The organism is Streptomyces sp. WMMB 714 (genome assembly GCF_900090125.1).
Taxonomy (GTDB): domain Bacteria; phylum Actinomycetota; class Actinomycetes; order Streptomycetales; family Streptomycetaceae; genus Streptomyces; species Streptomyces daqingensis.
On record NZ_FMHJ01000004.1, the window covers coordinates 33,146 to 50,104 of the forward strand.

The window sequence follows — 16,959 nt, forward strand, 5'->3', positions numbered from 1 at the left end:
CAAGCCGGGGAGAAGTGTTCGGTCACAGCCCGGCCTTCCGGTAGCGGCGCAGCAGCAGGGCGTACGTGCAGGCGATGAGCAGGGCGACGAGCGCGACGTAGACGGACGCCTGCGCGTTCGTGAGCTCCACGCCCATCGGGAAGGCGTTCCGGCCGCCGAGGAGCTTGCTCTGGAGCCCGTCGATCAGCGATCCGGGCGAGCCGAGGCCGAGCCAGCCGACGGCCGAGGTCTCGTCCTGCGAGGAGACGATGGCCTGCAGCGCGCTGATGAGCATGTACGGGATCGTCAGGACGGCGATGATCGCGGCGACGCCGAAGCCCCGCCTCGGGGTGGCCGCCGCCGCGGCCAGGCCGATGCCGGCGTGCAGCACGGAGAAGACCAGGCAGCAGACGAGGCCCAGCGCGAAGTCCTTCGTCTGGTCGCCGAAGTCGAGCTTCGCCAGCAGCGCCCCGACGTAGAGGATCACGACGGACGTCGCGGTGAAGACGAAGATCGCCGCCGACAGCGCGGCGTACTTGGCCGCGACGTAGTCGCCCCGCCGGATGGGGCGGGAGAAGTAGAGCGGCACCACGCGGAAGCGCAGGTCGAGCGAGACGGCCTGCGGCGCCATGGCGGCGATGTAGATGCCGATGACGGGCTGCATCTGGATGACGTAGGAGCTGTACTCGATCGGCATCTCCTTCGCCTTGGTGAAGACCGTGACCGCGACGACGATCGCGGCCGGTACACACATCACGGCGAAGAGGATCATCGGCAGCACCTTGGACTTGGCCGAACGGCCCAGTCCGTACGCGCCGCGGAGCGACTGCTCGAACAGCGAGGCGCGGGCGTAGCTCCTGCCGAGCCTCGGCCCGTCGTAGTTGCGGTAGCCGATGTTGTGGATGACGTTCTCACCGCGCGCCCCGGCTCCGGGTGCCTGCTTCGTGAGTGCCGAAGGGGCGGGCGCGGTCCCGGACTCCGGTGCGGACCGGGGGGCTTGAGGCTCAGGCGACATCGCCGCTGCCTCCCTTCTGCGTCTGGAGCGGGCGGGCGGCGTCGGGCCGTGCGGGCTCCGCGCCGGACGCGGTGAGCGGCTGCTGCGAGTCGAAGACCTCGGAGATGCGGTGCCTGCGCTGTTCCATCCGGACCAGGCCGAGGCCGAGTTCGGTCACGGTGTCGCGGACGGTGTCGTAGGCGCTCTCGTCGGTGGCGTCGACCATCAGCAGGTGCCCGGCACCGGGCGCGCCCGCCGCTCCGGGCGCCTGCGCCGACAGGCCGACGGCGACGAGCGCGGCGCGCAGCGCCTCGGTTCCGTCCGGGTGGGCGTCGGTGTCGGTGACCTCCACCGCGAGGGACGGCGTGCTCTTGGTGAAGTCGGCGGTGCTGGAGGCGCGGAGCAGCTTGCCGCCGTCGATGACGACGACGTGGTCGCAGGTCCGCTCCAGCTCGCCCAGCAGGTGCGAGGTGACGAGCACGGATATGCCGAAGTCGGTGTGGACGCGGCGGATGAGCGCGAGCATCTCGTCACGGCCGACGGGGTCGAGGCCGTTGGTGGGCTCGTCGAGGAGGACGAGTTGCGGGTCGTGCACGAGGGCCTGCGCGAGTTTGACGCGCTGCTTCATGCCCGTCGAGTAGCCGCCCATGGGGCGGTAGCGCTCCTCGTACAGTCCGACGTGGCGCAGGGTGTCGGCCGTGCGTTCCCGGGCGGAGGTCGTCGGCAGCCCGGACATGCGGGCCATGTGGACGACGAACTCGGTGGCCGAGACGTCGGGCGGCAGGCAGTCGTGCTCGGGCATGTATCCGACGCGTTCGCGGATTGCGGATCCCTCGCGTGCCACGTCCAGGCCGAGGACGGTCGCGCCGCCCTCCGTGGCGGGGGCGAGCCCCAGAAGGATCTTGATGAGGGTCGATTTACCGGCCCCGTTGGCGCCCACCAGGCCGGTTACACCCGGTGTGATGCCCACGGTCAGCCGGTCCAGGGCGGTCACCCTTGGGTACCGCTTGGTCAGGCTTTCGATAGCGATCACAGTCACCCCCACGACGCTAGGGCCTGAGTGCCGCTTCCGACGTCCCTCCTGAGGGCTGGATTCGACTGATACCGGAGGCGGACGCCGCCCTTAAGGGGCGTGGACAAGAAGGACAAAGCCGTGTTACCGGCGGTATCCACAGGTTCGGGGCCCGCTGTTGACGGCTTCCTGCCGCATTGATCCCATTGACCGTGCCGAGTACGCGGGCCGGCGCCTCGCCGGCCCCTGATCGCGGGGACGGTGGGGGTTGTGGGCGAGCGCGCGGGCGCGGGCGCGGGGCGGAACGCGGCGGACGGAGCCCTTCTGGAGGGCGCGCGGGAGCGCTGGGTCCGTACGGCGGAGGGCGTGGAGCTGTGCGTCGCCGAGCTGGGCGACGCGGAGCGGCCCACCGTAGTGCTGCTGCACGGCTATCCGGACAGCAAGGAGGTCTGGTCGAAGGTCGCCGGCCGGCTGGCCGAACGCTTCCACGTCGTGCTGTACGACGTGCGGGGCTGCGGCCGCTCCTCCGCGCCGCAGCCGCTGCGCGGCGGCTTCACCCTGGAGAAGCTGACGCGGGACTTCCTCGCCGTGCTGGCCGAGGTCTCCCCCGGCCGCCCGGTCCACCTCGTGGGGCACGACTGGGGCTCCGTGCAGGGCTGGGAGTTCGTCTCCGTCGAGGAGACCCGGGGCCGTATCGCCTCCTTCACCTCCATGTCGGGCCCGTCGCTCGACCACTTCGGGCACTGGCTCAGGAGGCGGGTGCGGCGCCCGACGCCCGTGCGGCTGGCGCAGGCCCTGAACCAGGGCGTCCGCTCGTGGTACATCGGCGCGCTGCACACGCCGGTGCTGCCGGAACTGGCCTGGCGGGGGCCCCTGTCCGCGTACTGGCCGAGGTATCTGCGCCGCGTCGAGAAGGTCCCGGCGGACGGCTATCCCACGCAGTCGCTGCCGCGCGACGCGGCGCACGGCGCCTGGCTCTACCGGGACAACGTGGGCCGGAAGCTGCGCAGTCCCCGGCCGGACTGCCACGCGCACGCGCCGGTGCAGCTGATCGTGCCGCTGCGGGACGTCTTTCTCAGTGCGCGGCTCTACGACGAGGTGGCCCTCTGGGAACCGGACGTCACCCGCCGCACGCTGGACGCGGGGCACTGGATCCCCCGTACCAGGCCCGACCGGCTCGCCCGGTGGATCACGGAATTCGTGACCGGTCAGGAGGAGGCGGGGGCCGCCGCCGCACCGGCAGGGGCGGCCCGGGCGCCCGGTGCGCCGCGCGGTCCGCAGCCCCGGGACGGGAGGGACGGAGGCGGGAACGGACGCGGGGGCAGGGGCGCCGGTAAGGCACCCGGCAGGAACGCTCTCGCCGAACGGTTCGGCGGGCAGCTCGTGCTGGTGACGGGCGCGGGCAGCGGCATCGGCAAGGCCACCGCGGTCGCCTTCGCGGCGGCGGGCTCCCGCGTCGTGTGCGTCGACATCGACGGGGACAGCGCCGTGCACGCGGCGGAGCTGGCCCGCCGTGCGGGTGCCCCGCAGACGTGGGCCGAGGCGGTGGACGTGGGCGACCAGGACGCCATGGAGCGGCTCGCCGCCCGGGTCGCGTCAGAGATCGGAACCGTGGACGTCCTGGTCAACAACGCCGGAGTCGGCGTCTCCGGCCCGTTCCTCGAGACCGGCGTGGAGGAGTGGAAGCGGGTCCTGGACGCCAATCTGTGGGGCGTCATCCACGGCTGCCGCCTCTTCGGCAAGCAGATGGCGGAGCGGGGCGAGGGCGGGCACATCGTCAACACCGCGTCCGCTGCGGCGTTCCAGCCGACGAGGCTGCTCCCCGCGTACGGGACGTCGAAGGCGGCGGTGCTGATGCTGAGCGAATGCCTCCGCGCGGAGCTCTCGGGCGAAGGGATCGGCGTCACGGCGGTCTGTCCGGGCCCGGTGGACACCGGGATAACGGGGACGGCGCGGTTCGTGGGCCTCGGCGAGGAGGAGGGGCGGCGCCGCAGGGAGCGGGTGGCGAAGCTGTACAGGCTGCGGAGGTACCCGCCGGAGAAGGTCGCCCGGGCGGTCATGCGCGGGATCGTCCGCGATCAGGCCGTCGTGCCGGTGACCGCCGAGGCGCATGCCGCGCGGTTCCTGTCGCGCTTCGCCCCGCGAGTGGTGCGTGCCCTCGCCCGCGTCGACCCGCCGCTGTGACCCCGGGTCCGGCGCGCTGATCACGGGGCGGGGGCTCGCCGACGCGCCTGCCCGCTGCCGGAGGCACAGGCGGCACGGCCGTCACAGGCCCGGCACTCCCCAGAGGGGGAACCAGCGGGCCAGGTCCGGTTCCATCCGCAGGTCGTCCGTCAGCAGTCCGCGCACCTGGAGCTCCAGTGCGCTGTCCCGCTTCTCCGGCTGCCCGGAGCGGGGCGCGAACGGATAGAAGGTGCCGCGCTTGTAGAGGTAGACCAGGGCCAGCGCGCGGGGGTCGCCGTCGCCCGCCCCGCGGAACCCGACGAGGGAGCACAGCAGTTGCGGGCCGAACCCTCCCTCGGCGAGCAGGGTGTTCACGGCGTGCAGGTCGTTCACCAGGGGGATCGTCCCCTGCGGCCCGTGCCGGGTGAGGAGCCAGGTGTAGCCGTACTCGTCCTGGCTGAACTCGACCGGCGCGTCGCCGGGGACGGCGGGCGGGGTGTCGCCCGGGGTGCCCGCGGGAGCGTCGCCGGGGTTGCCGGACGGGGCGTCGCCGAGGTAGCCCGGCGGAGGGCCGGCGTCGAGCAGCGCCCGCACGTCCCGCTCCACCTGCTTGAACGCACCGCCCTCGACGCTCGCGAAGCACACCGACCCGAGCCCCGTCGGCACGAGGTCCGCTCCCGCCTGGAGCGTGACGGCCGCCGCGGGCAGCCCGAAGAGCTGGTCCAGGTCGGGGCGGGCGGGTCTGCTGCGGCCGAGCAGTGCGTCCAGGAGGCGCACGGTCTTCACATCCCTCAATCGGACGGGGGCTGACGGGTACGTGTGCTGTTGTGCCGGGCGGGCGCCGCCGGGCGCCCGCCGTCACCGCTGCTGCCCGAGCTGCGCGGAGATCCGGCTGAGCTGGTCGAGGCGGCGCTCCAGCGGCGGGTGCGAGGAGAGCAGGGTCGCGACGCTCTCGCCGGAGAAGGCGGGCGCGAAGTAGAAGGCGTTGAAGGGCTCGGCCTTGCGCAGGTCCCGCGTGGGGATCCGCGCCATCTCGCCGGTGACCTTGGTCAGTGCGGAGGCGAGAGCGGAGGGCCGTCCCGTCAGCAGTGCTCCGGCGCGGTCCGCGGACAGTTCGCGGTAGCGCGAGAGGAGCCGCGTCAGCAGGAAGCTGACGATGTAGACGGCGGCGCTCACCAGCGGGACGAGCAGCAGCACGAGGCCCGCTCCGCTCTGGTCGTCGCGGCCCGCTCTGCTCAGGCCGCCCCAGAGCGCGACGCGCGTCATGATCCCGGCCAGGACGCCGAGGAAGGAGGCGATCGTCATCACGGCCACGTCGCGGTGCGCGACGTGCGACAGCTCGTGGGAGAGCACCCCTTCGAGCTCCTCCGGTTCGAGGCGGCGCATCAGCCCGGTGGTCGCGCAGACCATGGAGTTGCGCTGGCTGCGGCCCGTCGCGAAGGCGTTGGGCACATCGCTCTGGGCCATCGCCACCTTGGGTTTCGGCACGTCCGCCAGTGCGCACAGCCTGTCCACCGCACCGTGCAGCTCGGGCGCCTGTTCGGGGGTGACTTCGCGGGCGCCCATGCTGAAGGCGGCGATCCGGTCGCTGAACCAGAACTGTGCGACGAAGAGGCCGCCCACCACCAGGACGATCAGGGGCCAGGCGTTGCCGAGAGCCGCGATCAGGACACCGACGAGCACGACGTACAGCAGCCCGATGAAGAACATCGTGACCACCATCCGGCTGGTCAGACCGCGGTCGGCGACGTACCGGCTGTGTGTGGCTGCCATGGCCCGTTCCTTTCAGCGCCGTCCCGGGAGCGGCCTGCCCAGGTCACCTGGGTGCCTCCGCATGAGCGGGGTGCGATGCCCGGCCGGGCTGCCGCGGGCGTGCCCCGCCCGAGGCGCCACGGCGATGCCGTCACGCGGACACCTTGTAGCAATTGTCCACTTTTTAACTCTTTTCGACTAATCACCGGGAGTGCCCGCCGCGTGACCGCCGAAAGGCACCGGCCGTCCCGTCCCGTGCCCCGCCCGACGAGCGCCCCACACAAGGACGTTGGCGTGGTCGCGTGCGGGGAAGGCGCCCGGCATGGGTGAGATCCGGGTCGGCACATGCTCGTGGACGGACAGGGCGCTGGTCTCCAGCGGCTGGTATCCGCCGGGCAGGCGGGACGCGGAGGGCCGGCTGCGTCACTACGCCACGCAGTTCCCCGTGGCCGAGGTGGACGCCACCTACTACGGCCTCCCCACGGCTCGCAACAGCCACCTGTGGGCGGCGCGCACCCCCGACGGATTCCGCTTCGACGTGAAGGCGTTCTCCCTGCTCACCGGGCATCCCACGAGGCCGGGAGCGCTGCCGGCCGATCTCCGTCCGGCCCTGGAGCGGCAGCGCGGCGGGCCCGGGGCCGATCCCGGCCTGCTCGACGAGGTGTGGCGCCGGTTCAGCGAAGCCCTCCAGCCCCTGCGGGACTCCGGCCGCCTCGGAGCGCTCCTGTTCCAGTTCCCGGGGCGGTTCGCCCCGGGGAGGTCCGCCGAAGCGTTCCTGCGTGCGTGCCGCGAGCGGACGGCGGGGTGGCCCGTGGCCGTGGAGTTCCGGCATCCCGGCTGGTGGAGCGAGGACCGCGCCGCCGGTACCTCGGCGTTGCTGGCGGAGCTGGACGCGGCGGCCGTCGCGGTGGACATGGCGCAGACGCTGCCGGCCTCCGTGCCACCCGTGGTGACGGTCACCGACCCCCGGCTCGCGGTGGTGCGCTTCCACGGGCGCAGCACCGCCTGGGGCACCGGGACGAAGGAGGAGAGGTTCCGCCACTCGTACACCGCCGCCGAGCTGTCGGAGTGGACGCCCCGCGTCCGCGCGATGGCCGAGCAGGCGCGCGAGGTCCACGTCCTCTTCAACAACTGCTGCGGCGACGCGGCGGTGCGGGCGGCGCGGTCGATGCGGCAGCTGCTCGGCGCCGTCCCGGACGGGCCCGCGGGTGCGTCCGGCTCCGACGTAGTGTCGTGGCCATGAGCCTGCGCCTGAGCACCGTGATCCTCCCCGTCGTCCGCTGGCACGAGGGCGGCCGCGAGCGGTGGCGCCGCGCCGAGGAGCTCGGTTTCCACGCCGCCTACACCTACGACCACCTCTCGTGGCGCGAACCCTTCCGCGACGGCCCGTGGTTCGGCGCCCTGCCCACGCTGACGGCCGCCGCCGGGGCCACGTCCCGGCTGCGCCTCGGCACTCTCGTCACGTCGCCGAACTTCCGGCATCCGGTGACGCTGGCGAAGGAACTGCTCTCCCTGGACGACATCAGCGGCGGACGCGTCGTCCTCGGCATCGGCGCCGGAGGCAACGGCTTCGACGCGACAGCCCTCGGGCAGCAGCCGTGGACGCCCCGCGAACGGGCGGACCGCTTCGCCGAGTTCGTGCCGCTGCTGGACCGGCTGCTGCGCGACCCGGTGGTCACCCACGACGGGAAGTTCTACTCGGCGCACGAGGTGCGCGGCGTCCCCGGCTGCGTCCAGCGCCCCCGTCTCCCCTTCGCCGTCGCCGCCACCGGCCCGCGCGGGCTCCTCCTCGCCGCGCGCTACGGGGACGCGTGGGTGACGACGGGCGACCCCCGCCTCTCCGCGGAGGGGAGTCCGGCGGAGAGCCTCCAGGCCGTACGGGACCAGATCGACCGGCTGGACACGGCCTGCGCCGAGACCGGACGGGACACCTCCGTCCCGGAGAAGATCCTGCTCACCGGCTTCACGCCCGGGAATCCCCTCGGATCGCTCGACGCCTTCGTCGACTTCGCCGGGAAGCACGCGGAGGCCGGCATCACGGAGATCGTCCTGCACTGGCCACTGCCGGGCACCCGCTTCGAAGCCGACCAGGGGGTCTTCGAGCGGATCGCCACGGAGGCGCGCGGCCAGCTCGGCCGGAGGGGCTGACGGCCGGCCGCGCACCCGCCGGACCTGCGCCCCGGCGCTCCGCCGGCGTCTTCCGCAGCGCTCATCGGCGGAGCCCTGCGCACGAGTGTGCGTACATATGAGCGATGATGGGCGCTGTGACTGATCCGCGCCCGTCTCCCGCCGCCTGCGCCACCGGGCCCTCCACCGGCCCCGCCGCCATGGGCACCCCCCGCGCCGTCCGTCCGCGCCTGATCGCCACGGACCTCGACGGCACGCTGCTGCGCGACGACAAGACGGTCTCCGACCGCACCGTCGCCGCCCTGGCGGCGGCAGAGGTCGCGGGCCTCGACGTCTTCTTCGTCACGGGACGGCCGGCGCGCTGGATGGACGTGGTGAGCGAGCACGTCCACGGCCACGGTCTCGCCATCTGCGCGAACGGCGCCGCAGTCGTCGACCTGCACCGGGGGCGCAAGGTCGTGGACGTGCGCGGGCTGGAGCTGGACGACGCGCTGGCCGTCGTGGAGGCGCTCCGCGAGGCGGCGGACGGTGTGAGCTTCGCGGTCGAACGCAGCGGCGGGATCCACTTCGAGCCCTCCTACCCGGCCCTGCACCCCGACCCGGTGGGCTGCGTCGCCCCCGCCGAGAAGCTGCTGGGAGCGGGCCCGGGCCCCAGGCCCCCTCTGGACCACGGGCAGCCCGTCCTGAAGCTCCTCGCGTACCACCCCGAGCTCGAACCGGACGAGTTCCTCGCCCTCGGACGCGAAGTGGCGGGCGCGCACGCGCAGTTCACACGCTCCAGCAAGTCCGCGCTGCTGGAGATCAGCGGACGGGGCGTCAGCAAGGCCAGCACTCTGGCGAAGTGCTGCGCGGAGCGGGGCGTCCAGCCGGAGGAGGTCGTCGCCTTCGGTGACATGCCCAACGACCTGGAGATGCTGGACTGGGCGGGGACCTCCTACGCGATGGCCAACGCGCACCCCCAGGTGCTCGCCGCCACGACGCACGTCACGTCGTCCAACGAGGCGGACGGCGTCGCGGAGGTCATCGAGCGGCTGCTGCTCGGGACGGGCCCCGGTCCGGCGGCTCCGCCGTCCGGCCCTGTGCCGGACCCCGCGCGCCGCTGACCCCGCTCGCCGCACCGGCGCCCGCCGTCGCCGCCTCGGCCTCCCGCGCCAGCATCCTGCTGAACGGGCCTCCCGCGGCGGCCAGTTCACGGTAGGTGCCGCGTTCGGCCGTCCGTCCGCCGTCCAGCACCACTACCTCGTCCACCGCTTCCAGGCCCTGGAGCCGGTGCGTGATCAGCACCGTCGTGCGGCCCTCCGTGGCGGCGAGCAGGTCCGCGGTGAGGGCGTCCGCGGTGGGCAGGTCGAGGTGCTCGGCGGGCTCGTCCAGGACGAGGACGGGGAAGTCCGCGAGCAACGCCCGTGCGAGCGCGAGTCGTTGGCGCTGCCCGCCGGAGAGCCGGGCGCCGTGCTCGCCGACGAGGGTGTCGAGCCCGTCGGGCAGCGTCCGGGCCCACGTTCCGAGCCGGGCGGCGTCCAGGGCCCGGTGCAGTTCGGCGTCGTCCGCGCCGGTACGGGCGAGGCGCAGGTTCTCCCGGAGCGAGCTGTCGAAGATGTGGGCGTCCTGCGCGCACAGTCCGACGAAGCGGCGCACCTCGTCGGACTCCAGCCGCTCCGCCGGGACTCCGCCGAGGGTGTACGAACCGCTCCGCACGTCGAGGAAGCGCAGCAGCGTCTGCGCGAGCGTGGTCTTGCCGGAGCCGGAGGCGCCGACCACCGCGACGCGGTGCCCGGGGGTGAGCGTCAGGTCGAATCCCGCGAGCGGCGCGGGCGTCCGGCCTTCGGGGTCGGCGTCCTCCTCGTCCGGGTAGCGCACGGTGACGTCCCGCAGCCGGACGGGCAAGGGGGAGGCGGGCGCGGGAAGGGGACGCTCCGGCTCCCGGACGGGTTCCCGCGCCTCCAGCACCTCCCGAATCCGCTCCGCCGAACGCCGGGTGCGCTGCCGGTACTGGACGGCGAGCGGCATCCCGCTGACCGCCTCGAACGCGGCGAGCGGCGTGAGCACGAGAGCCGCGAGCCACACCCCGTCGAGCGACCCGTCGTGCACCGCGGCGACGCCGGTCCAGGCGGCGGCGGTGACGGTGAGCCCCGACGCGAGCGCGGCCAGGCCGGAGCCGAGGGCGGTGACGGCCGCGGAGCGCGTGGCGAGGCGGGTCAGGCCGGCGTCGGCGTCGCGTGCCGCGGCGGTACGGGCGGGCAGCGCCCCCGCGACGGTCGACTCGGCGGTTCCCGTGAGGAGGTCCACCACCCGCGTGGCGAGAGCGCCGCGCGCGGGGGCGAGGCGGCGCTCCGTGCGCCGGGAGAGCGCACCGGTCAGTGCGGGAACGGCGCCGCCCGCCGCGAGCAAGCCCACGGCGAGGGCCGCTCCGGCGGCGGGGAGCAGCGCCGTGGTGAAGCCGACGGCGGCCGCTCCGACGGTGCCCGCGACCGCGGCGGGGAGCAGCCAGCGCAGCAGATGGTCCTGGAGGGCGTCGACGTCGGCGACGAGGCGGGTCAGCAGGTCGCCGCGGTGGCTGCGGCGCAGCCCGGCGGGCGCGAGCCGCTCCAGCCGTCGGTGGACCTGTACGCGGACGTCGGCCAGGACGCGCAGCACCGCGTCGTGGGAGACGAGGCGCTCGGCGTACCGGAAGACGGCGCGCCCGATGCCGAACGCGCGCGTCGCCGTGACGGCGACCATGAGGTACAGCACCGGCGGATGCTGTGCGGCCCTGGAGATCAGCCAGCCGGAGGTGGCCATGAGGCCCACGGCGCTGAGCAGCGCCAGCGAGCCGAGGAGGAGGGCGAGGGCGGCTCGCGGGGTCGCTGCCCGCAGCGTGAGGACGCGGGAGGCGTCCGGGGGCTGCCGGGGCTGCCGGGTCTCGGGGGAACCGCCGGAGGGACGGGGCTCCGGGGAGGACGGCGCCCCGGCGGGAGTCGGCGCACCGTCCGGGCCGGGCGCCGCCGCTTCGGGGACGGCGTTCGCGTGGACGGGCTCCGGGGAGGCGGCCGGCACCGGGCTGCCGCGCCCCGGGCCGGGCTCCCCGGCGTCCCCGGAACGCCCGTCCGGCTCCGCCCCGTGCCCCTCCAGGCGCACGACCCGGTCCGCGACGCCCAGCAGCGCCGGGCGGTGCGTGATCAGCAGGACCGTGCGGTCGGCGCAGAGGCGGCGGACCGTCTCGACGACGGACGCCTCCGTCTCGCCGTCCAGCGCCGCCGTCGGCTCGTCGAGCAGCAGTAGCGGGCGGTCGGCCAGGAACGCCCTTGCCAGCGCGACCCGTTGGCGCTGCCCCGCGGACACGCCCGCCCCGCCCTCGCCGAGTCCGGCCGCCGGGTCGAGGCCCGCGCACGCCGCGTCGAGTGCGGCGCGCACCTCGGCGTCCGTGGCCCCGGGCCGGGCCAGCCGCACGTTGTCCGCGACGGTCCCGGCGAAGAGATGCGGATGCTGCGGGACCCAGGCGATCTGCTCGTGCCAGCTTGCGAGACCGAAGTCGCCCAGCCGCGCGCCGCCGGCCCGGATGCTGCCCTCTGCGGGGCGGACGAAGCCGAGCAGCGCGTTCACCAGCGTCGTCTTCCCCGACCCGGACGGCCCGGTCAGCGCGAGCGTCTCGCCCGGCGCGAGCGTCAGGCAGGTGGCGGGCAGTGAGTCCTCACGGCGGCCCTCGTGCCGTACGACGAGGCCGTCGACCGTGATGCCCGCGGACCGCAGATCGGGTGCGGGCGGGCCGGAGACCTCCGGCGGGGCCTCCTCCAGTACGGCGAAGACCTCCTCGGCGGCGGACAGCCCCTCGGCGGCGGCGTGGTACTGGGTGCCGACCTGCCTCAGCGGCAGATACGCCTCGGGTGCCAGTACGAGGACGAGCAGCCCGGTGTACAGGTCGAGTTCGCCGTGCACGAGGCGCATGCCGATGCCGACGGCCACGAGCGCCACGGAGATCGTCGCCAGGAGCTCCAGCACGAACGAGGAGAGGAAGGCGACGCGCAGGGTGCGCAGCGTGGCCCGCCGGTAGTCGGCGGTGATGGCGCGGATGTTCTCCGCCTGCGCCTTGGCCCGGCCGAAGACCTTGAGGGTGGGCAGGCCGGAGACGACGTCGAGGAAGTGGCCGGAGAGCCGGGAGAGCAGCCGCCACTGGCGGTCCATGCGGGCCTGGGCCGCCCAGCCGACCAGCACCATGAAGAGCGGGATCAGCGGAAGGGTCACGGTGATGACCGCGGCGGAGACCCAGTCGGCCGTGACGATCCTCGCCAGCACCGCGACGGGGACGACGACGGCGAGCGCGAGCTGGGGGAGGTAGCGGGCGAAGTAGTCGTCGAGGGCGTCGACGCCGCGTGTGGCGAGCGTGACGAGTTCACCGGTGCGCTGCTTCGACAGCCACGCGGGTCCGAGCCTGCCCGCGTGCTCCAGCAGCCGCGTGCGCAGCTGCGACTTGACCGCGGCGCTGCAACGGTGCGCGGCCAGCTCCGTCAGCCAGGACACCAGCGCCCGGCCGCCCGCCGTGGCGGCGAGCAGCAGCAGCGGGGTGCGCAACTGCCCTGCCGTGGCGTGCTCCTGGAAGCCGCGCACGACGACGTCGGCGATGAGCATCGCCTGCACGACGACCAACCCCGCGGATGCCAGCCCCAGTACCACCGAGGCCGCGAGGAAGACCCGTGTGGTGCGGGCGTACCTGAGCAGGCGCGGGTCTACGGGCTTCATGGGGTGACCTCAGTGGTTGCCGGCGATGTGCTGCGTGCCGATGCGCTTGCGGAAGACCCAGTATGTCCACCCCTGGTAGAGGAGGACGACCGGTGTGGCGAAGGCCGCACACCAGCTCATGATCTTCAGCGTGTACGGGCTGGAGGCCGCGCCCTCGGCCGTCAGGCTCCAGTCGGGGTCGAGCGAGGACGGCATCACGTCGGGGAAGAGCGCGAGGAAGAGCATGGCCACCGTGGCGGCGACGGTCACGCCGGACAGCCCGAAGGCCCAGCCCTCCCGGCCCGCCCTGTTCGCGAGCACAGCGGCGAGCAGGGCGGCCAGGGCCACCGCGAGCGCGGTGAGGCTCCCCGTGCCGCCGGTGTGCAGCTGCGTCCACACGAGGAAGGCGGCCAGCACGGCGGCGGCGGCGAGACCGAGGCGGCCCGCGAGCCGCCGCGCCCGCAGGCGTATGGCGCCCGTGGTCTTCAGGGCGGCGAAGACGCTGCCGTGGAAGGTGAAGAGGGCGAGCGTCGCCAGCCCGCCGAGCAGCGCGTAGGGGCCGAACAGGTCGGCGGTCGTCCCGGCGTAGTCCTTCCGCGCGTCGATCGGCACGCCCCGCACGATGTTGGCGAAGACGGCGCCCCAGAGGAACGCCGGCAGCAGCGAGGTGACGAACAGCGCCGCCTCCCAGCGGTCCTGCCAGCTGCGCTCCGGACGCTTCGCGCGGTACTCGAAGGCCACGCCGCGCACGATGAGGCAGACGAGGACGAGCAGCAGCGGCAGGTAGAAGCCCGAGAAGAGCGTCGCGTACCAGTCGGGGAAGGCCGCGAAGGTCGCCCCCGCCGCGGTCAGCAGCCACACCTCGTTGCCGTCCCAGACCGGTCCGATGGTGTTGATGAGCACCCGGCGTTCCGTCCGGTCGCGTGCGAGGAGGCGGGTGAGGACGCCGATGCCGAAGTCGAAGCCCTCCAGGAAGAAGTAGCCGGTCCACAGCACGCCGATGGCGGCGAACCAGACGTCGTGCAGTTGCATCGCTCTCTCCTCAGTACGAGAAGGCCATCGGCCTGTCGGCGTCGGCGTCGTGACCGCCGATCCGGGTGGGCGGGTCGAGGTCGGCGCCGGTCAGCTCCGGGGGCCCGGCCTTGACGTACTTCACGAGCAGCCTGACCTCGACGACGGCGAGGACGGCGTACAGCGCGATGAACACGGACATCGACGTGATGACCTCGCCCTGGCTCACGCTGGGCGAGACCGCCGCGGACGTGGGCAGCACGCCGTAGACGACCCACGGCTGCCGACCGGTCTCGGTGAAGATCCACCCCCAGGCGTTGGCAACGAGCGGGAACGCCATGGTCAGCAGCGCGAGCCGCCAGTACCAGCGGGTGAGGGCGGGTCCGGCCGCGCGGTCGCGGGTGAGGGCGAGGACGGGGACCTCGTCGCCGGACGTGCGGAGCCGCGGGGAGAGCCAGAGCCTGCGCCGGGTGAGGTAGAGGCCGGCGGCCCCCAGCGCCAGCGACGTCATGCCGAAGCCGATCATCCAGCGGAACGACCAGTAGGCGACGGGGATGTTGGGCCGGAAGTCGGAGATGCCCGTCCCGTCGCCGTACTTCTCCTGGAGCGCCTTCTGCGTGTCGTTGATGCCGGGGACGGCCGCGGAGAAGTCGTCGTGCGCGAGGAAGGAGAGCAGCCCCGGCACCTCGACGGCGACCTTGTTGTGGCCTTCGTCGACGTCCCCGTAGGCGAAGAGCGAGAAGGGCGCGGGCGCCTGCGTCTCCCACAGGGCCTCGGCGGCGGCCATCTTCATCGGCTGCTGGTCGTACATGATCTTCCCCAGCCGGTCGCCGGAGACGGCCGTGAGCGCCCCGGCGGCGACGAGCGTGACCAGCCCCAGCCGCAGCGAGGAGCGCATCACCGCCACGTGCCTCCCCCGTACGAGGTGGTACGCGGCGACGCCGACGACGAACGCCCCGCCCGTGAGGAACGCCGCGGCCAGCGTGTGCGCGAACTGCGCGACGGCGGTGTTCTGCGTGAGTACGCGGAGGATGTCGGTGAGTTCGGCCCTGCCGTTGTCCGGGTTGATGCGGTAGCCCACGGGGTGCTGCATCCAGGAGTTGGCGGCGAGGATGAAGTAGGCGGACAGGACGGTGCCGAGGGCGACCATCCACATGCACGCCGCGTGGAGGCGCTTGGGCAGCTTGTCCCAGCCGAAGATCCACAGCCCGATGAAGGTCGACTCGAAGAAGAAGGCGATGAGCGCCTCGAAGGCGAGCGGGGCGCCGAACACGTCCCCGACGAAGCGCGAGTAGTCCGACCAGTTCATCCCGAACTGGAACTCCTGAAGGATCCCCGTCACCACTCCCATGGCGATGTTGATCAGGAAGAGCTTCCCCCAGAACTTGGTGGCCCGCAGGTACCTCTCCTTGCCGGTGCGCACCCACGCCGTCTCGAGCCCGGCGACGAGGGAGGCCAGCGAGATCGTCAGGGGGACGAAGAGGAAGTGGTAGACGGTCGTGACGCCGAACTGCCAACGTGCCAGCGTCTCCGGCGCCAGAGCTGTGATCTCCACCGGCTCTCTCCTTTGCCTTCCACCGCGCCCCGCGTTCCTCCTGGTCGCGTCAGGAACGCCGGGGCCCGCCGAGTTCACTTGTGAATGCGTTCACATTCACAAGTAATGCTACGACCACACCGGGCCGCTCGCGCAGCGGGGGTCCTGAAAAGGGAGGAAGGCCACATCTGCCCGGCCGGACGGACGGCCACGACGACGGCGGCCCGCCTGCGCCCGCCCGGTGAGGGCAGGGCGGACGGGCCGCCGTCGTCTCGCCGGCACGCGGACGGAGGGGCCGCGCCGGCCGTGTGGTCAGAGCTCGTTCTTGCGGAAGGCGGCGGCGGCCCGCAGGAAGATGTCGTTCGCCTCGCTCTCCCCCACCGTGACGCGCACCCCCTCACCCGCGAACGGTCGGATCACCGCACCCGCCTTCTCGCACGCCGCCGCGAAGTCGCCCGTACGCTCGCCCAGCCGCAGCCACACGAAGTTGGCCTGCGACTCGGGGACCGTCCAGCCCTGCGCCACCAGCTCGCGCGAGACGCGGGCCCGCTCGGCCACGAGCGTCTCCACCCGCTCCAGCAGCGCGTCCTCGCTGCGCAGCGACGCCACCGCGGCGTCCTGGGCGATCTGGCTGACCCCGAACGGCACGGCGGTCTTGCGCAGCGCGGCGGCGACCGGTTCGTGGGCCACGGCGAAGCCGACCCGCAGCCCCGCCAGGCCGTACGCCTTCGAGAAGGTGCGCAGCACGCAGACGTTGGGGCGGTCGCGGTAGAGGGAGATCCCGTCCGGGACGCTCCCGTCGCGGACGAACTCGCGGTACGCCTCGTCCAGTACGACCAGGACGTCCTCCGGCACCCGGTCCAGGAAACGCTCCAGGGCGTCCCGGCGGATGGCCACGCCCGTGGGGTTGTTGGGGTTGCAGACGAAGATCAGCCTGGTGCGCCCGGTGACCGCGTCGGCCATCGCGTCCAGGTCGTGCTCCTCGCCCTCGGTCAGCGGGACCCGCACCGACGTGGCGCCGGAGATCTGGGTGATGATCGGGTAGGCCTCGAAGGACCGCCAGGCGTAGACCACCTCGTCGCCCGGGCCCGCGGTGCTCTGGAGCAGCTGCTGGGCGACGCCGACGGAGCCGGTGCCGGTGGCCACGTGCTCGACGGGGACGTCGAAGCGCTCCGCCAGTTCGGCCATCAGGGCCGTGCAGGCCATGTCCGGATACCGGTTGGCGGCCGCCGAGGCCGCCGTCATCGTCTCCAGGACGCCCGGCAGCGGGGGGTAGGGGTTCTCGTTGGAGGACAGCTTGTAGGCGGCCGTTCCGGAGGCGGCCGGCCGGCCGGGCCTGTAGGTGGGGATCCCCTCGAGCGCGCCGCGCAGCCTGGGCGTCTTCTCACTCACCGCTGTTCCTCCTCGTCCCGACTCGGACTTCAATACTGCTCACCATAAGAGGAATGCGGAACAGGGCGTACGGGTGTGCGGCATGAGCTCCCCCACGCACTACCGCGCTGGTGGCGGGAGCGGTGGCGCGCGTCACTCATGAGTGTGAGTTGAGACCTCCTCGAAACATCACCGTGTCCGCGGGCGCAATCGCCCGAACGGGAGGCAAAGTTTATGACGGGGCGTCAACTACCGTAGTTTTAAAGGTTGTTGATGCCAGGGACACATGCAGAATCGTGCCTTCTGGCCCTCCTCCGCGGCGTC

General features: G+C 73.2%; 12 protein-coding genes. 4 read left to right on the forward strand and 8 right to left on the reverse strand.

The window, feature by feature from the left end; all coding sequences use genetic code 11:
- Positions 1-22 precede the first annotated feature (22 nt).
- Together H181DRAFT_RS07905 and H181DRAFT_RS07910 are read right to left on the reverse strand one after the other, a co-directional pair.
- A complete protein-coding gene (locus H181DRAFT_RS07905) occupies positions 23-994 on the reverse strand; it encodes an ABC transporter permease subunit (RefSeq protein WP_254666758.1) in 972 nt (323 codons plus the stop codon).
- Entirely contained in the window at positions 984-2,012 is a 1,029-nt protein-coding gene (locus H181DRAFT_RS07910) for an ABC transporter ATP-binding protein (protein WP_045863913.1), read from the reverse strand. Before H181DRAFT_RS07910 ends, H181DRAFT_RS07905 begins: the two co-directional genes overlap by 11 nt.
- 243 nt (positions 2,013-2,255) lie before the next feature.
- Between H181DRAFT_RS07910 and H181DRAFT_RS07915 the strand changes: the two genes are divergently transcribed.
- Positions 2,256-4,169, forward strand: a complete 1,914-nt coding sequence (locus H181DRAFT_RS07915) for an SDR family oxidoreductase (protein WP_078895590.1) — start codon at positions 2,256-2,258, stop codon at positions 4,167-4,169.
- An 81-nt stretch (positions 4,170-4,250) separates the two neighbouring features.
- Here the strand turns inward: H181DRAFT_RS07915 and H181DRAFT_RS07920 are convergent, their stop codons facing one another.
- On the reverse strand, positions 4,251-4,925 hold the full coding sequence (locus tag H181DRAFT_RS07920; RefSeq protein WP_045863915.1) for a PspA-associated protein PspAB: 675 nt from the start codon (positions 4,923-4,925) through the stop codon (positions 4,251-4,253).
- Positions 4,926-5,006: 81 nt separating this feature from the next.
- Positions 5,007-5,921: a zinc metalloprotease HtpX gene (htpX, locus tag H181DRAFT_RS07925; RefSeq protein WP_045863597.1), complete on the reverse strand. Its 915-nt coding sequence runs from the start codon at positions 5,919-5,921 to the stop codon at positions 5,007-5,009.
- A 301-nt stretch (positions 5,922-6,222) separates the two neighbouring features.
- On the opposite strand from htpX, the gene H181DRAFT_RS07930 reads away from it, so the two are divergent.
- The 3 genes from H181DRAFT_RS07930 to H181DRAFT_RS07940 all read left to right on the forward strand — a co-directional run bounded on the left by H181DRAFT_RS07930 (position 6,223) and on the right by H181DRAFT_RS07940 (position 9,130).
- The gene (locus H181DRAFT_RS07930; protein WP_045863598.1) at positions 6,223-7,143 is read left to right on the forward strand and encodes a DUF72 domain-containing protein; all 921 of its coding nucleotides are present in this window, start codon (positions 6,223-6,225) and stop codon (positions 7,141-7,143) included.
- Positions 7,140-8,048, forward strand: a complete 909-nt coding sequence (locus H181DRAFT_RS07935) for an LLM class flavin-dependent oxidoreductase (protein ID WP_045863916.1) — start codon at positions 7,140-7,142, stop codon at positions 8,046-8,048. Before H181DRAFT_RS07930 ends, H181DRAFT_RS07935 begins: the two co-directional genes overlap by 4 nt.
- A 179-nt stretch (positions 8,049-8,227) precedes the next feature.
- Complete coding sequence (locus H181DRAFT_RS07940) at positions 8,228-9,130, forward strand: HAD family hydrolase (RefSeq protein WP_045863917.1); 903 nt, start codon at positions 8,228-8,230, stop codon at positions 9,128-9,130.
- On the opposite strand, the gene cydD is transcribed toward H181DRAFT_RS07940, so the two are convergent.
- From cydD to hisC, 4 genes are all read right to left on the reverse strand, one after another.
- Positions 9,048-12,740 carry a thiol reductant ABC exporter subunit CydD gene (cydD, locus tag H181DRAFT_RS07945; RefSeq protein ID WP_074467767.1) on the reverse strand — a complete coding sequence of 1,231 codons (3,693 nt, stop codon included), beginning with the start codon at positions 12,738-12,740 and terminating at the stop codon, positions 9,048-9,050. The genes H181DRAFT_RS07940 and cydD overlap by 83 nt on opposite strands.
- A 9-nt stretch (positions 12,741-12,749) precedes the next feature.
- Positions 12,750-13,751 carry a cytochrome d ubiquinol oxidase subunit II gene (cydB, locus tag H181DRAFT_RS07950; RefSeq protein ID WP_045863599.1) on the reverse strand — a complete coding sequence of 334 codons (1,002 nt, stop codon included), beginning with the start codon at positions 13,749-13,751 and terminating at the stop codon, positions 12,750-12,752.
- A 10-nt stretch (positions 13,752-13,761) separates the two neighbouring features.
- Positions 13,762-15,285 carry a cytochrome ubiquinol oxidase subunit I gene (locus H181DRAFT_RS07955; protein ID WP_175439731.1) on the reverse strand — a complete coding sequence of 508 codons (1,524 nt, stop codon included), beginning with the start codon at positions 15,283-15,285 and terminating at the stop codon, positions 13,762-13,764.
- Between the two features lie 291 nt (positions 15,286-15,576).
- Positions 15,577-16,656, reverse strand: coding sequence for a histidinol-phosphate transaminase (hisC, locus tag H181DRAFT_RS07960; RefSeq protein ID WP_045863600.1), 1,080 nt, complete (start codon positions 16,654-16,656; stop codon positions 15,577-15,579).
- Positions 16,657-16,959 lie beyond the last annotated feature (303 nt).

Excerpts from the sequence above, each read along its gene's own strand:
- H181DRAFT_RS07905 (WP_254666758.1), bottom strand. The coding sequence starts at position 994 with ATGTCGCCTGAGCCTCAAGCCCCCCGGTCCGCACCGGAGTCCGGGACC.
- htpX (WP_045863597.1), bottom strand. The coding sequence starts at position 5,921 with ATGGCAGCCACACACAGCCGGTACGTCGCCGACCGCGGTCTGACCAGC.
- H181DRAFT_RS07930 (WP_045863598.1), top strand. The coding sequence starts at position 6,223 with ATGGGTGAGATCCGGGTCGGCACATGCTCGTGGACGGACAGGGCGCTG.
- H181DRAFT_RS07935 (WP_045863916.1), top strand. The coding sequence starts at position 7,140 with ATGAGCCTGCGCCTGAGCACCGTGATCCTCCCCGTCGTCCGCTGGCAC.
- H181DRAFT_RS07940 (WP_045863917.1), top strand. The coding sequence starts at position 8,228 with ATGGGCACCCCCCGCGCCGTCCGTCCGCGCCTGATCGCCACGGACCTC.
- cydD (WP_074467767.1), bottom strand. The coding sequence starts at position 12,740 with ATGAAGCCCGTAGACCCGCGCCTGCTCAGGTACGCCCGCACCACACGG.
- cydB (WP_045863599.1), bottom strand. The coding sequence starts at position 13,751 with ATGCAACTGCACGACGTCTGGTTCGCCGCCATCGGCGTGCTGTGGACC.